The organism is Paraburkholderia sp. RL17-368-BIF-A, from assembly GCF_046054045.1.
GTDB classification, from domain to species: domain Bacteria; phylum Pseudomonadota; class Gammaproteobacteria; order Burkholderiales; family Burkholderiaceae; genus Paraburkholderia; species Paraburkholderia graminis.
This window is the reverse complement of sequence record NZ_JARESN010000011.1, coordinates 165,753-179,956: the sequence shown is the minus strand read 5'-3', so window position 1 is coordinate 179,956 and position 14,204 is coordinate 165,753. Positions and strand designations below refer to the sequence as shown.

Here is a 14,204-nt window from a genome sequence, read left to right as displayed (position 1 = left end):
ATCAGCATGGACTGGCTAAGCGCCAGCCAGAGTTTCAATAACAACTGTCGAGACATTCCCAATGAAACATAACCCAACAAAAAACCGGTCAAAAAAGTCCGGACTCACTGCCGCGATCTGCTGTGCCTTTACCCTTCCCGCGCTCGCCATCGCCGCCAACGCATATGCCGACGACAGCGTGACGCAGCCCGCGCCCGACGCAAGCAACGCTGCGCCTGCCGCGCAAACGTTGTCGTCGCCCGCGCAAGTGACGCAGGCCCAGCCCGCGAACAAGCGCCGCGCGGATCAGGGCGGCCAGCTTCGCAACGACCAGCCGGATACGACGAACGCCATCGTCAACGCCGAGGCTTCGCAAACCGTTCTTCCGCCGACACCGCCGTCGAGCCAGGCGGCGAGCAAGGGCTTCATCGCCGATAGTCATTTGAATCTGCAGTTCCGCAACTACGCGGATTACTTCCAGGCGCCGCCTAACACCTATCGTCATGCGTGGGTGCAAGGCGCGCAGGTCAACTATGAATCGGGCTTCACGCAAGGGCTCGTCGGCTTCGGCGTGGATGCGTCGCTGTTCGGCGCGCTCAAGCTCGACGGCGGCAACGGCGCGGGCAACATGGTGCATGTGGGCAAGAGCGGCGGCGGCTCGCAACAACTCGCGTGGGCCTATCCAGGCATGTACGACATCAAGGGACGCATCTCCGAAACGGTCGTCAAATATGGTTTGCAGGACGTAACGAATCCGTTTCTCGAACCGCACGACAACCGCGCGCTGCCGCCGACTTTTCTCGGCGTCTCGCTCGTCAGCAACGATCTTGCTCACACGACGCTCGAGGCCGGCAGCTTCACCAAGGTCGATGCACGCGGCCACACGAATCTGAGCAATCTGACCACTTCGTATGGCGGCACGCGCATCGACCGGGTGACGTATCTCGGCGGCACCTGGCACTATGCGAAGAACGGCGAGATGGCGCTCTACGTCGATCAGGCCGACGATGTCTGGCGCCAGTACTACGGTTCGGTCGCGCAGTCGTTCGGCGACCCGACCACGATCAAGTGGAGCGGGCTCGCCAACATCTACTCGACGCACGATACCGGCGCGTCGCGTCAGGGGCACATCAACAGCAATGCGTATAGCCTTTCCGTGTCCGCGCAGCATGGGCCGCATGCGCTGTTGCTCGGCTATCAGCAGGTGCTCGGCGACCAGTTCTTCGACTACGTGAACGAGACCAACGGCATCTACCTGACCAATTCGATGGATGTCGACTACAACGCACCGCACGAGCAATCGCTGCAATTGCGCTATACGTTCGACGGAAAATACGCGGGCGTGTCCGGACTCAAGGCGATGTTGTGGGGTGCATATGGCTGGGGCGCGGACGCATCTGCGGGAGCCGCGGAGAACGCGTCGCCGAGCGCCGCGCTGCATGATCTGTACTGGAAGAACGGACAGCCGGTGCATGGCCATCATCACGAGTTCGGCTTCATTCCGAGCTATACGCTGCAGAGCGGCCGCTTCAAGGACACCAAGGTCACGTTCATCGCGATGTGGCACAACGGCAGCAATTACTACTCGGACGGTAACAACATGGAGTACCGCCTCGTGGTGAATGTGCCGGTGAAAGTGTTCTGAGCGCCGCGCGTTTGCGCTGCGAGAGAAGGCGTCACGTTGCGCATGTCGGCACGTGACGCCGGCCATGCAGGCGCGGCGCGTCGTACTTTTTATTCCTGCTCCGAGCCCGCAATACGCACGCTCGTCATCGCGCGCGAGAGGCCGTGCATGGGCCGGCGCAACGCGACGTCGAACGGATTGGTTTGCGGGCCGATCGCCTCGGCCTGACGGCGCAGCAACTCCACCACCATCGGCAGGCGGTCGTCGCTCAAACGCGCCGCCAGCGTGCCGACGCTCAACGCTGCGACGGCCACGCCGGTACGGTCGAGAATCGGCACGGCCACGCCCGCCATGCCGTCGAGCACGCCGCTATTGCGGCCCGCATAACCCAACTGCCGCACGCGTTCGATCTCGGTGCGCAAATACACTTCGTCCAGCACGCCATAGCCGCGAATGCGCGGCACGTTAAAGCGGATGATTTCCTCGCGCTCCGCTTCGGGCAGAAACGCGAGAATCGCGAGACTCCCTTGCCCCACGCCGAGCGCCACGCGTCCGCCAATATCGCCGGTGAACGAGCGGATTGGAAACGGCCCTTCGCAGATGTCGAGACACACTGCGTCGAAACTGCTTTTGACGAGCAGAAAAATCGTATCGCCGAGGCTCGCGCACAATCTCAGCAATGCGGGACGGCATAGCGTACGCATGCCGCTCGGATTGCCCGCCTGGGCCGCGAGCGCGAAGAAGTTCACGCTCAGCCGATAAAGCTTCGAGCCCTCGTCCTGCTCGACGACGCCCTCCGCGATCAACGCCTGCAGGATGCGATGCACCGTGCCTTGCGTGAGCCCGACCGCTTTCGCGAGACGCGTGACGCGGGCGCCGTCGGGCTGCGCTTCGGATAACGCGCGAATCACGGCAAAGGCGCGCTCCAGCATTCCGGTGCCGGGCGCCGCGCCGGTTTCATCGACGTTCTGGCTGAGATCTCGTTTGACGGCCGCATTCATCGTTCAGACTCTCGTTTATTCCATTGACCGGAACACTATAAGGCGTGTCGTCGGGCAGCGGAATGATGCCCGAGTTTCGTTCCGTGTTGTACGTTAACGTGGAAATGTAGGGATTCTCCCAAGCTCACGCAGCGGAACGATTTGGCTTGATTCCATCGCCGCTATTCCGCTTACCGGAATTTTTCCAACACTTATATCGTCAATCGGAATTCGCAATTGACGCCCGGTAATTTGGCTGGCTAGAGTCGGCTCCATCGAGGCATTCAAAGGCCACACCCCATGTCTTTCCTCACACTCACAGACGTCGGCAAATCGTTCGGCGAGCTTCAGGCGGTCGCGGACGTCAACCTGTCGGTGGAAAAAGGCGAGTTCGTTTCGCTGCTCGGGCCGTCCGGTTGCGGAAAGACGACCACGTTGCAGATGATCGCCGGCTTCCTCGAAACGACACGCGGACGCATCACGCTCGACGGTCGCGACATCACGCATATGAAGCCGAACAAGCGCGGCCTCGGCGTGGTGTTTCAAAGCTACGCGCTGTTCCCCCATATGAGCGTGGCGGACAACGTCGGCTTCGGGCTTGAGATGCGCAACGTCGACAGGGCGGAGCGCAAGGAGCGCGTGCGCGAAGCGCTGTCCCTCGTGCGGCTCGATCCGCTAGCGCATCGTTTTCCGCGCGAATTGTCCGGCGGTCAGCGGCAACGCGTGGCGATTGCGCGCGCCATCGTCATCGCGCCGCCGGTGCTGCTGCTCGATGAACCGATGTCGAATCTCGACGCCAAGCTGCGCGAGGACATGCAGTTCGAACTGCGCGGCATTCAACGCAAAATCGGCACGACGACGATCATGGTCACGCACGATCAGTCCGAAGCGCTGTCGATCAGCGACCGCGTGGTCGTGATGGAAGCGGGCCGCATCACGCAGATCGATACGCCGTATGAAGCCTACGAGCGGCCCGAGAATCGCTTCGTCTCGCAGTTCATCGGCAAGGCGAACATGCTGCCCGGCACGGTGATCGCGCGCGACGGCGACGCGATCCGCATCGACCTCGGACACGATCTGTGCGAAACCGGACGCACCGCGCAACTGCCGGCGCGCGAGCGTGTAATCGCCCCAGGCGACGCCGTGACGCTGTGCATTCGCCCGGAAAAACTGCGCCTGTGCGCGCCGGATGCGGGACGTGTAAGCGCCACCGTGACGAGCCGCTTCTTCCTCGGCAGCCAGTGGCTTTACCGGCTCGACAGCCGGCTCGGCGAAGTGCTGGTGTGTTGCCAGAACGAAGGCAATGAGCCGCTGCCCGAAGGCGCGGCGGTCGGCGTCGACTGGAACAGCGAGGCGATCCGCTTTATTCAACGGGATGCGCAGCATGGATAGCACGCTGCCCGCAACGGAAGACGGCAAGACGGCATCCGCAAGCGGAAGGCGCGCGCCGTGGCGCGCATTCGTGCCGCTCTGGCTGATGTGCCTGCCCGCGTTCCTGCTGTTCGTCGCGCTCGTGCTGGTGCCGCTTCTGATGACACTGGTGCTGAGCTTCTATCGCTTCGATCCGGCAAGCGGCCCGATCGCCGCATTCCAGTTCGGCAATTACGCGGAAGTACTCGGCTCGTCGTACTTTCACACGATCTTTCTGCGCACGTTCGGCATTGCGTTTCTCGTCACGCTGCTATGCGTCGTGATCGGCACGCCCGAGGCTTACGTGCTGTCGCGCATGCGCGATCCGTATCGCTCGATGTTTCTGCTGGTGATTCTCGCGCCGCTGCTCGTCTCTGTTGTAGTGCGCGCGTTCGGCTGGAGCATGTTGCTCAACAGCAGCGGTCTCGTGAACCAGGCGTTCGCTCTGATCGGCCTTGGACCGTACAAGCTCGAATACACGACGTTCGCGATTGTCATCGCACTTGTGCACGTGATGCTGCCGTTCATGGTGATTCCCGTGTGGACCGCCTTGCAAAAGCTCGATCCGCAAACGGAAAACGCCGCGCTCTCGTTGATGGCGTCGCCCGCGACCACACTGCGCCGCATCGTGTTGCCGCAACTCACGCCCGGCATTCTGTCGGGCAGCCTGATGGTGTTCGGTTTGTCGGCAAGCGCATTTGCGATTCCGGGCCTGCTCGGCGGACGTCGCCTGAAAGTGGCCGCAACCGCCGTCTACGACGAATTCCTCGGCTCGCTGAACTGGCCGCTCGGCGCGACCATCGCGCTGCTGTTGCTGGTCGCGAACCTGATCGTGATGCTCACTTACTACCGGGTTCTGGAACGCAGGTACACCAGAAGCCTCGGTTGATACAACGTACAACGGCTGCGCGAGAACATCATGAGAAAGAACGGTCCTGTTGCGCTGATTTTCCACACGCTCGTCATTGCGTTCGTGCTCGCGCCGCTCGTGATCGTGGTGCTGGTTGCGTTCACGCCCGACGAAACGCTCACGTTGCCGACGCACGGCGTGTCGCTGCGCTGGTTTCGCGCGATCCTCAATTACCCCGATTTCATCGCGGCATTCGTCAATAGCCTGAAGCTCGCGTTTGCATCGGCGACGCTCTCGCTGATCGTCGCGCTGCCCGCCGCGCTCGCGATCGGCCGCGCGCGCTTTCCCGGCCGCGCTTTTCTGAATGGCTTGCTGCTCTCGCCGCTCGTGATTCCCGGCCTCGTGCTCGGCATCGCGTTGCTGCGCTTCTTCGCGATGATCGGCGCGACCGGCTCGTTCACGTGGCTGATCGTCGCGCACATGATCATCATCACGCCGTTCGTGATGCGGCTCGTGCTCGCCTCGGTCAGCGGTCTGGATCGCAGCGTCGAGCACGCCGCGCATTCGCTCGGCGCCGATCCGTGGACCACGTTCCGCCGCATTACGCTGCCCATGATTCTGCCTGGCATCACCGGCGGCTGGCTGCTTGCGTTCATCAACAGCTTCGACGAACTGACGATGTCGATCTTCGTCACCTCGCCGCAAACGGTCACGCTGCCGGTGCGCATGTACATGTACGCGACCGAATCCATCGACCCGATGATGGCCTCCGTGTCCGCGCTCGTGATCTTCATTACCGCGGGCGCGATGCTGCTGCTCGATCGCGTGTATGGGCTCAATCGCATTCTGATCGGCCAGCACTGATGTCTTCTTCCGCTCACGCTCTCATGCCGTCCAACTTGCCGTCATCTCACCCTTCAACGTCCGCGCGCGAGCCCCAATTCGTGCGCGTGGCCGAAACGCGGCGCGAACCGCTGCGCTTTTATATCGACGGCGATGAAGTCTCCGCGCTGCAAGGCGATACGTTGCTGACCGCCGTGCTGATGCAACAGCGCCGCGTGCGCGACAGCGAATTCAGCGGCGCGCCGCGCGCGGGCTTCTGTCTGATCGGCGCATGCCAGGACTGCTGGATGCGCACCGAGGAAGGCAAGCGCGTGCGAGCCTGTTCGACGCTCGTCACGGACGGCATGCGCGTGCTGACACGCAACCGTTCGGCGGATGCCGCAATCAGCGGAGACGCGCCATGAACGACGCTCGCCGCGTGGTGATTGTCGGCGCGGGACCGGCCGGCGTGCGCGCCGCCGAAACGCTGGTCGCGGCAGGCGTGCGCCCTATCGTGATCGACGAAAACGCGCGTTGGGGCGGACAGATTTATCGCCAGCCGCCCGCGAACGGCGGCTTCGAGCGCTCGAAAAAAACACTGTACGGTTTCGAGGCGCACAAGGCCGACGCGTTGCATACGACGATGGCCGCGCTGCTGCCGCACATCGACTATCGCCCGGACACACTGGCATGGGCTTGCGAAGCGGGCCGCCTCGATACGCTCGCCGCGGGGCGCGAAGTCAGCGTGCCGTTCTCGCATCTGATCATTGCAAGCGGCGCGACCGACCGCGTTCTGCCGCTTCCTGGCTGGACCTTGCCCGGCGTGTACACGCTCGGCGCGGCGCAGGTCGCGTTGAAGGCGCAAGGCTGTGTAATCGGCCGGCGTGTGGTGCTGGCGGGCACGGGACCGTTGCTGTATCTCGTCGCTTATCAGTATGCAAAGGCCGGCGCGCAGGTGGCCGCCGTGCTCGACACAAGCCCTCTTTCGCGGCAGATTGCAGCCGCGCCGAAACTCATCCGCGTTCCGTCGACGTTCGCAAAGGGTCTGTATTACGTGGGTTGGTTGAAGGCACACGGGATACGCATCGAGCGCGGCGTGCAGTTGGTCGGCATTCGCGGGGCACTCAATGTCGAATCGATTGAATGGCGTAACTCGGGCAGTAGTTCGCCATCCGAACTAATTGATTGCGATGCGGTCGGCGTCAGTTTCGGCCTCAAGCCCGAAACGCAGCTTGCGGATCTCGCGGGCTGCCGCTTCCGCTTCGACGCGCTCAATCGCTGCTGGCTGCCCGAACTCGATCCCGCGGGACGCAGCTCCGTGCGCGGCCTCTATCTGGCCGGCGACGGCGCGGGCATCGCCGGCGCGGACGCCGCCGAACTCGCCGGACGCCGCGCCGCGCTAGCGTTGCTCGACGACCTCGGCATCGCGCATCCGCGCGGACCCGGCATGTCCGATGCCGCCTCGCTCGGACGCAGCCTGCAACGTATCGCCGTGTTTCGCGCGGGCATCGAAACAGCTTTCGCGCCGCCCGCGAACTGCGCGGCGCAGTGGCCCGACGATATGACGGTGTGCCGCTGCGAAGAAATCGACGCGGGCACGTTGAGGCACTGTATCCGCGGCGGCGAGGCAAACGAGATCAATCGCCTGAAGGCGCTCACTCGCGTCGGCATGGGACGTTGCCAGGGCCGCATGTGCGGCGAGGCGGCGCTTCAACTGCTTGCCGAGGAAACCGGCCGGCCGCTCGAAGCGGTTGGCCGTCTGCGCAGCCAGCCGCCGGTCAAGCCGATTCCGCTGTCGCCCGCGCTCTATGCGGACGACGTCGCGGAGATTCCCGAGGAGGCGCGCGATGAGTGACGCCGTCCACTACGACGTCGCGATTGCAGGCGGCGGACTCGTCGGTTCGTCGGCGGCATTGGCGCTTGCGAAACGCGGCTTGCGCGTGGCTCTAATCGAGCGGCGTTTTTGCGGCGCGCAGGCGAGCGGCGTGAACTACGGCGGCGTGCGTTGCCAGGGCCGTCCCGTCGAACAGATGCCGCTCGCGATGCGCGCGCGGCGCGTGTGGGACTGCTTGCCGGAATTGATCGGCATCGACGGCGAATTCACCGTGTCGGGACATTTGCGGCTTGCGCGCAGCGAAAGCGATCTCGCCGCGCTCGAGCAATGGGCCGGCATGGCGCGCGAATACGGACTGCATGCGCAGTTGCTAAGCGGCGAGTCGTTTCGACGGCGTTATCCGTGGCTTGGCGAAGCGGCGATTGGCGGCTCGCTGTGTGCGAGCGACGGTCACGCGAATCCGCGTCTCGTCTCGCCCGCGTTCGCACGCGCCGCGCGTGCCGCGGGCGCGGACGTGCGCGAGCAAACCGAACTGGGCGACATTCGTCACGACGGCCGACGCTTTCAGCTGCGCGCCGGCAATGAAGAAATCAGCGCGGACTGGCTGATCAATTGCGCGGGCGCGTGGGCGAATACCGTCGCGGGCTACTTCGGCGAAAGAGCGCCGATGAAGCCGATCTATCCGAACATGTGGGTCACCGAGCCATTGCCGCTTTTCATCACGCACAACCTCGGCGTATATGGCGGCGGCATCTATGCGCGGCAAGTGGCGCGCGGCAATTGCGTGATCGGCGGCGGACGCGGCAGTGGCGATGGCGAATATGGCCGGCCGTCGACGGAAACCACGCGAGCCGTGATGCGCGATGCGTGCGCGCTGCTGCCCGCGTTGCGCGAGGCGCTCCTGATCCGCACATGGAGCGGCGTGGAGGGCGAGACGCCCGACAATAATCCGATCATCGGAGCGAGCCGCGCGGTGCCGCGTCTTCTGCATGCATTCGGTTTTTCGGGCGGCGGCTTTCTGCTCGCGCCCGGTGTCGGCGAAGTGCTCGCCGATCTCGTCATCGACGGCGCCACGGCCACGCCTCTCGACGCGTTTTCGATTGGCCGCTTTGCGCAGCTTGCTGCGTCATCCGTCGCATAGAACCACGCTTGAACACCACATTCACGAAACCTGGAGATCATCAATGAAACTGTTCCGAACGATCGCGGCACTCGCCGCCTTGTGTGCATTCGGCGCGGCAGCGCCTGCGTGGTCGCAGACCAAGACCATTTACATCGGCATGAATGGCGGCCCGATGGAAAAGGCTTATACGAGCCAGGTGCTGCCCGACTTCGAGAAAGCGAACAATGTGAAAGTGGTGGTCGTGCCGGGCACGTCGTCGGACATTCTTGCCAAGCTGCTCGCGAACAAGGCGAGTCCGCAAATTCATGTGGTGTTTCTCGATGACGGCGTGATGGCGCGCGCCGTGAGCATGGGCGTATGCAAGAAGCTCGACGATTCGCCGGTGCTCAAGGAACTCTATCCGTTTGCGCGCATGAAGGACGACATGGGCGCGGGCGTGCAACTCGGCATGACGGGCATTGCGTACAACAAGAAGCTGTTTGCCGAGAAAGGCTGGGCGCCGCCCACTTCATGGATGGATTTCGCCGATCCCAAGTACAAGGGCAAGGTGGTGTTCCAGTCGGCGTCGAGCAGCACGTTCGGCCTGCACGGCTTTCTCGCGATCAACCGTTTGATGGGCGGCAGCGAGCAGAACGTCGAACCCGGCTTCACGAAATGGGCAAGCACGGTGGGCCCGAATGTCGTCGAATACGTGCCGAACTCGGCGAAGATTTCGGAAATGGTGCAGACCGGCGAAGCAGGTCTCTTTCCGTTGACGCCGACTGCCGTCGGCGATCTCTCCGACAAGGGCATTCCGGTCGCTTATGTGAATCCGAAGGAAGGTCCGGTGCTGTTGCTCGTCGATCTGTGCGTGGTCAACAACAACCCCGATCCGCAACTCGCGCAGAAGCTCGCGCAATTCCTGCTGTCCGCGCCGGCGCAGACCAAAGCCGCCGAAGCGGGCAAGCAGATTCCGACCAACCGTCTCGCGAAGATGACGCCGGCAATGCAGCAAAGCCTCGGCAATCTGGAAGACCTCGTGCGCAAGGTCACGGTGGTAGATTGGGACACGATCAACGCGCATCGCGCGCAGTGGGACACGCGCTGGAACCGGCAGATCGAACGGTGAGCGCAGCGGTTCGTGCTTCGACATAAATGAAAAATCGCGCGCCTCGTTGCATAGAGGCGCGCGATTTTCTTTGTGTGCGAATACGTTTTAGAAGATGACCGACACGGCCACCGCAAGCCAGATCGCCGCTACGCCGCCGAGAAACAGATGTCGCGCAATGCGTATTTTCGCGTCGCTCGTTTCGGGTTCGACGGGCGTCGTTGCCATCCACGGTACGAGCCCGAGGCAGCCGAAGCCGAGTAGCGCGAGGATGAACACGATCACGTCCGCTACCCGCCAGCCGGTCGGCTCATACATTCCCCAATAGCCGAGAAACGCAATACCGATCGAGAAGATGGTCGCCGACGCAGCGCTAAGCGCGGGCACCGATCCGATTGGAGCCGGCATGTTGACCTCCTCCGGTCATGGGGCTACGACTCACTGCTCACGTTCAACGCTTAAATTCACTACGTCACGACGTGCGCGTTTGCCTTGCCTCATACGTCTTCAAATGGCTATACGCGATGCGCAGCAACGACAAACTCTGCTCGCTCTTTTGCGCTTCGCCGCCGCGCGCGATCAGATCGCCGAGAATATGATCGGCCTCGGTGTGCGAGTGGTTCTCTACATCGCGCAACATGGAAGCGGTAAGCGGCGACGGCGTGAAAAGCATTTGCGTGGCACGCGCATCGAAATCCGGCGCCATCGTAAAGCCGTGATGTTGCGCAACGGCGCGGGCCTCGGCGAGCAGATTCTCGATCACGCGCTTGCCGTCCGGCGCGGAAAGAATCTCGCCGATCGAACCGCGCATCAAACATGTACTCGCCGCGAGCGTCGCAAGGAAGACCCACTTTTCCCACATGCGCAGCAAGATGTTCTCGCTGACCACCACGTCGAAATTCGCGTCGGCCATCGCGTCGGCAATCGCCTGCACGCGTTCGGAGACGCCGCCCGCCAGTTCGCCGAACGTGACCGCGTGCGTGTCGTTCAAATGCACGATCTGCTGATCGGCGTTGAGCGTGGCCGCAATCACGCATTGGCCGCCGAGCACACGCGCTTCGCCGAATCGTTGCGTGAGCACGTCGATATGACGCATGCCGTTCAGCATCGGCAGAATCACAGTCGATTCGCCGACGAGCGGTGCAAACGAATCGATTGCATCGTCGAGACTGTATGCCTTGCAACTTAGCAGCACGACATCGAACGGTTCGGCGTTCACGCCGGCCAGAATCGTCTTGACGTCACGCTGCGTAAGATCGCCGCGCGCGCTTTTGATCACCAGTCCGTCGCGCCGAAGCCTGTCCGCCCGGCCCGCGCGCACGAGAAAAGTGACGTCCTGTCCCGCCGCTGCGAGCCGTCCGCCGAAGTAGCCGCCCACGGCGCCCGCGCCTACAACCAGAATTCGCATCTTTGGCCTCTCGAATGAATGTCGTCGCTCGAAGCAATGTAGCAAAGATTGGCGCAATGCACCGGACAAGCGCACATGCTCACGGCTTCGCGCAGACGGTGTTCTCGTATAACGCGAGCATGCCGGCCGCGTCGACGCCGACGCATGCCTTGCACGCGGGCCGCGAGTCCCAGGCGGGCGCGGGCACCGGCATCGTGGACGGCTTCAGTATCGTCTGGCCGACGGCGATGCCTTCCGTCAACACCCGCACCGGACCGCTGCGCGTGGTGTACAGATGCGGCGCCAGCACATACGCGACCGCCGACGAGTCGTGCACATAAATGCCTTTTAACTGCGCGCTTTGCTGATGAAACGCCTCGTAGTGCCGCGATACGTCCCAGATGAACTGGCCCGCGGCGCCGCCGCGATCGCGGATCGACGCAAGATACTCCTGGCTCATGATGGTGCGCTGCGTGACGTCGAGCCCGACGATGGCCACAGGCCACGGCGCGCCGAACACGATGTCGGCGGCGTCAGGATCGCCGAGAATGTTGGCCTCGGCTGCGGGCGTCACGTTGCCGAGCACGCCCTCGGTGCCGAACGCGCCGCCCATCACGACTACCTGCTTCACGAGCGGCGCGATCTGCGGATCGTCGGCGAGCGCGAGCGCGAGATTGGTCAGCGGGCCGACGGCCAGCAACGTGACTTCGCCGGGATGCGCACGCACGCTGTCGATAATAAACCGGTGCGCGGGCCGCGGGTCGAGCGGTGCAGCCGGCGAGTCGCCCAGCACGATGTTGCCGAGGCCGTTGTTGCCATGAATCCACGCGAGCGGCTGCGGCGCGGCGCGCTCGAGCGGAGCCGCGGCGCCGCGCGCGACCGGCACGCCAGGCGCGAAGCGGCCCGCGAGAAAGCGCGCGTTATGCGTGGTCGTCTCGATCGTCGCGTTGCCGAATACGCTCGTCAATCCGAGCAGTTCGATATCCGGATGCAGCGCCTGGAAGACGAGCGCCATCGCATCGTCGACACCGGGGTCGGTGTCGTAAATCACCTTGTGCGCGGTCATAGATAGAACGCGTCCGGCAGTTGTTCGCGCGCGGTCGTGTCGCGCGTCGCGCCATGCAGGTTGCCGAGTCGAATGCGCAACTCGGGGCCGCCGAGTTCAATGATCACCTGGCGGCACGCACCACAGGGCGCAATCGGGCCGTCGGTATCGCCGATCACGGCTAGCGCGGCAAACTGGTCGCGCTGGTAGCCCGCTGCAATCGCGCTGAAAAACGCGGTACGTTCAGCGCAATTGCACAAACCATACGACGCGTTCTCGACATTGCAGCCGTCGAATACGCGGCCGTCTTTCGTCAGCAACGCAGCGCCGACCTTGAATTTCGAATACGGCGCATAGGCCTTTTCTCGCGCGGCACCCGCGCGCTCCAACAGTTGTTCCATGTTCATGCGAGACGTCCTCGAATCAATTGAGCGTAATGAACATGCCCGCGATGGTCGCGCTCATCAGATTCGAGAGCGTTGCCGCGAGCACCACACGCAAGCCGTAGCGCGCGACTTCGGCGCGTCGTTCCGGCGCGACGGCGCTAAAGCCGCCCGTCAGCACCGCGATCGACGCAAAGTTCGCAAAGCCGCATAACGCAAACGACAGAATAGCAAGCGTACGCGGATCGAGCGCCTGCAGGCCCGCTGCGCTCACGCTCGCGGCATCCTTCAGATAGGGCGACAACGATGCGTATGCAACGAACTCGTTGAGAATGATCTTCTGCCCGAGAAAATTGCCGGCAATCGCGGCCTCGCTCCACGGCACGCCGATCAGCCACGCGAGCGGTGCGAACACCGTGCCGAGGATGGATTGCATGGACAGATCCGGGTGGCCGAACCAGCCGCCTATGCCACCCACCAGGCCGTTGAGCAATGCGATGAGTCCGACGAATGCGATCAGCATCGCGCCCACCATCACGGCGATTTTGAGTCCGACGGTCGCGCCCGAGCTCGCCGCTTCGATCACATTGGCGGGACGCTTTTCGTCGAAGTTGAGGTTGTCGAGATGAACGCGGCTCGGTTCCGTCGACGGATGAATGATCTTGGCGAACAGCAGTCCGCCGGGCACGGCCATGAACGACGCCGCGAGCAGATATTCAATTCGCACGCCGAGCCCCGCATAACCCGCGAGCACCGAGCCCGCGACCGCGGCCATGCCGCTCGACATCACCGCGAATAGTTCGGCACCCGTCATGTCGCGCGTGAACGGTTTGACGACCGCGGGCATTTCGCTTTGCCCGAGAAAGATCGTGGTGACGGCGGAAAACGATTCGAGCTTCGACACGCCAAGCAGTTTCTGGAAGACAGTGCCGAGTACGATCACGATCCAGCGCATCACGCCGAGGTAGTACAGCACGGAAATGAGCGCCGTCACGAAGATGATGGCCGGCAGCACGCGCACCGCAAACACAAAGCCGCCGTCGCCGAATACCTGAAACATCTTCGCCTGCACGAGTCCGCCGAACAGGAATTCAATGCCGGCATTGCCGTAGCCGAGCACGTTATTCACGCCGGCCGCGGCGGCCGCGAGAATCGTCTTGCCGAGCGGCACGAACAGAATGAATGCGCCAATGCAGAATTGCGCGAGCAACGCGCTACTTACAGTCCGTAAGCGAATGGCGCGACGATTGGTCGAAAAGATAAAGGCGATGAGCAGCAGTACGGCAATGCCGAGTACGTCGCGAGCGATAAGTGCCATGTCTCTTGTTCTTCATATGAAAGTGGCACTGATGCTAAACGAAACTGCTGCGGGAGAGAAATGTTTAAAGCGCGAATCAGTGAGATTTGGAAAAGAACACGACAGCGCCTTCTTGCGGCGTAAGGCCGAGGCTGAAATAACCTTCGAGCCGCTCAGCATCGGCGTCGTTCAGTTCGAAGGGCGCGCGAATGAAACCAGACACCACTGCATGGTCGTACCACACACTCATCCACATGCGCAGCGCCAGTACTTCCGGCGACACCAAACCCCATTCCTGTCGGGTCATGATCCTGCCTCCGTTGCGCAAACTGCCGTTTAGGCGGCCATCATGGCGATCCTCATGGCCGGCCGCTCGTCAGGCG

15 protein-coding genes are annotated in these 14,204 nt (G+C 62.9%); 8 read left to right on the top strand and 7 right to left on the bottom strand.

Annotated features, from left to right (window positions below; translation table 11 throughout):
* The first annotated feature begins 61 nt into the window (after positions 1–61).
* Positions 62–1,624: an OprD family outer membrane porin gene (locus P0D87_RS20325; protein WP_053860032.1), complete on the top strand. Its 1,563-nt coding sequence runs from the start codon at positions 62–64 to the stop codon at positions 1,622–1,624.
* Between the two features lie 89 nt (positions 1,625–1,713).
* Here the strand turns inward: P0D87_RS20325 and P0D87_RS20320 are convergent, their stop codons facing one another.
* Positions 1,714–2,604 (bottom strand): IclR family transcriptional regulator, encoded by an 891-nt coding sequence (locus P0D87_RS20320; RefSeq protein WP_053860031.1) that lies wholly within the window; start codon positions 2,602–2,604, stop codon positions 1,714–1,716.
* A gap of 279 nt (positions 2,605–2,883) precedes the next feature.
* Here P0D87_RS20320 and P0D87_RS20315 point away from each other — a divergent pair, with 279 nt between their 5' ends.
* From P0D87_RS20315 to P0D87_RS20285, 7 genes are read left to right on the top strand one after another with little or no spacing between them, the layout of a single operon-like run.
* Positions 2,884–3,975 (top strand): ABC transporter ATP-binding protein, encoded by a 1,092-nt coding sequence (locus tag P0D87_RS20315; RefSeq protein ID WP_029966691.1) that lies wholly within the window; start codon positions 2,884–2,886, stop codon positions 3,973–3,975.
* Positions 3,968–4,882 carry an ABC transporter permease gene (locus P0D87_RS20310; protein ID WP_053860814.1) on the top strand — a complete coding sequence of 305 codons (915 nt, stop codon included), beginning with the start codon at positions 3,968–3,970 and terminating at the stop codon, positions 4,880–4,882. The genes P0D87_RS20315 and P0D87_RS20310 overlap by 8 nt, the downstream gene beginning before the upstream one ends.
* Positions 4,883–4,912: 30 nt before the next feature.
* On the top strand, positions 4,913–5,707 hold the full coding sequence (locus P0D87_RS20305; protein WP_029966695.1) for an ABC transporter permease: 795 nt from the start codon (positions 4,913–4,915) through the stop codon (positions 5,705–5,707).
* Between the two features lie 23 nt (positions 5,708–5,730).
* Entirely contained in the window at positions 5,731–6,090 is a 360-nt protein-coding gene (locus P0D87_RS20300; protein ID WP_044021109.1) for a (2Fe-2S)-binding protein, read from the top strand.
* Positions 6,087–7,520 carry an NAD(P)/FAD-dependent oxidoreductase gene (locus P0D87_RS20295; RefSeq protein ID WP_053860030.1) on the top strand — a complete coding sequence of 478 codons (1,434 nt, stop codon included), beginning with the start codon at positions 6,087–6,089 and terminating at the stop codon, positions 7,518–7,520. The genes P0D87_RS20300 and P0D87_RS20295 overlap by 4 nt, the downstream gene beginning before the upstream one ends.
* A complete protein-coding gene (locus P0D87_RS20290; protein WP_053860029.1) occupies positions 7,513–8,640 on the top strand; it encodes an NAD(P)/FAD-dependent oxidoreductase in 1,128 nt (375 codons plus the stop codon). Before P0D87_RS20295 ends, P0D87_RS20290 begins: the two co-directional genes overlap by 8 nt.
* 43 nt (positions 8,641–8,683) lie before the next feature.
* On the top strand, positions 8,684–9,730 hold the full coding sequence (locus P0D87_RS20285) for an ABC transporter substrate-binding protein (RefSeq protein ID WP_006049508.1): 1,047 nt from the start codon (positions 8,684–8,686) through the stop codon (positions 9,728–9,730).
* Between the two features lie 87 nt (positions 9,731–9,817).
* Here P0D87_RS20285 and P0D87_RS20280 read toward each other — a convergent pair whose 3' ends face one another.
* From P0D87_RS20280 to P0D87_RS20255, 6 genes are all read right to left on the bottom strand, one after another.
* The gene (locus P0D87_RS20280) at positions 9,818–10,117 is read right to left on the bottom strand and encodes a hypothetical protein (RefSeq protein ID WP_006049509.1); all 300 of its coding nucleotides are present in this window, start codon (positions 10,115–10,117) and stop codon (positions 9,818–9,820) included.
* Between the two features lie 64 nt (positions 10,118–10,181).
* Complete coding sequence (gene panE, locus P0D87_RS20275; protein WP_053860028.1) at positions 10,182–11,117, bottom strand: 2-dehydropantoate 2-reductase; 936 nt, start codon at positions 11,115–11,117, stop codon at positions 10,182–10,184.
* A gap of 79 nt (positions 11,118–11,196) precedes the next feature.
* Entirely contained in the window at positions 11,197–12,162 is a 966-nt protein-coding gene (locus tag P0D87_RS20270) for a nucleoside hydrolase (RefSeq protein ID WP_053860027.1), read from the bottom strand.
* Positions 12,159–12,569, bottom strand: a complete 411-nt coding sequence (locus P0D87_RS20265) for a cytidine deaminase (protein ID WP_482811981.1) — start codon at positions 12,567–12,569, stop codon at positions 12,159–12,161. Before P0D87_RS20265 ends, P0D87_RS20270 begins: the two co-directional genes overlap by 4 nt.
* Positions 12,565–13,842 (bottom strand): NupC/NupG family nucleoside CNT transporter, encoded by a 1,278-nt coding sequence (locus P0D87_RS20260; RefSeq protein WP_053860026.1) that lies wholly within the window; start codon positions 13,840–13,842, stop codon positions 12,565–12,567. The genes P0D87_RS20265 and P0D87_RS20260 overlap by 5 nt, the downstream gene beginning before the upstream one ends.
* A gap of 76 nt (positions 13,843–13,918) precedes the next feature.
* Positions 13,919–14,128, bottom strand: coding sequence for a hypothetical protein (locus tag P0D87_RS20255; protein WP_006049515.1), 210 nt, complete (start codon positions 14,126–14,128; stop codon positions 13,919–13,921).
* Between the last annotated feature and the right edge of the window lie 76 nt (positions 14,129–14,204).

Coding starts and splice junctions, on each gene's coding strand:
- P0D87_RS20325 (WP_053860032.1), top strand. CDS start 62: ATGAAACATAACCCAACAAAAAACCGGTCAAAAAAGTCCGGACTCACT.
- P0D87_RS20300 (WP_044021109.1), top strand. CDS start 5,731: ATGCCGTCCAACTTGCCGTCATCTCACCCTTCAACGTCCGCGCGCGAG.
- P0D87_RS20290 (WP_053860029.1), top strand. CDS start 7,513: ATGAGTGACGCCGTCCACTACGACGTCGCGATTGCAGGCGGCGGACTC.
- P0D87_RS20255 (WP_006049515.1), bottom strand. CDS start 14,128: ATGACCCGACAGGAATGGGGTTTGGTGTCGCCGGAAGTACTGGCGCTG.
- P0D87_RS20295 (WP_053860030.1), top strand. CDS start 6,087: ATGAACGACGCTCGCCGCGTGGTGATTGTCGGCGCGGGACCGGCCGGC.
- P0D87_RS20315 (WP_029966691.1), top strand. CDS start 2,884: ATGTCTTTCCTCACACTCACAGACGTCGGCAAATCGTTCGGCGAGCTT.
- P0D87_RS20270 (WP_053860027.1), bottom strand. CDS start 12,162: ATGACCGCGCACAAGGTGATTTACGACACCGACCCCGGTGTCGACGAT.
- P0D87_RS20260 (WP_053860026.1), bottom strand. CDS start 13,842: ATGGCACTTATCGCTCGCGACGTACTCGGCATTGCCGTACTGCTGCTC.
- P0D87_RS20320 (WP_053860031.1), bottom strand. CDS start 2,604: ATGAATGCGGCCGTCAAACGAGATCTCAGCCAGAACGTCGATGAAACC.
- P0D87_RS20280 (WP_006049509.1), bottom strand. CDS start 10,117: ATGCCGGCTCCAATCGGATCGGTGCCCGCGCTTAGCGCTGCGTCGGCG.
- P0D87_RS20285 (WP_006049508.1), top strand. CDS start 8,684: ATGAAACTGTTCCGAACGATCGCGGCACTCGCCGCCTTGTGTGCATTC.
- panE (WP_053860028.1), bottom strand. CDS start 11,117: ATGCGAATTCTGGTTGTAGGCGCGGGCGCCGTGGGCGGCTACTTCGGC.
- P0D87_RS20310 (WP_053860814.1), top strand. CDS start 3,968: ATGGATAGCACGCTGCCCGCAACGGAAGACGGCAAGACGGCATCCGCA.
- P0D87_RS20305 (WP_029966695.1), top strand. CDS start 4,913: ATGAGAAAGAACGGTCCTGTTGCGCTGATTTTCCACACGCTCGTCATT.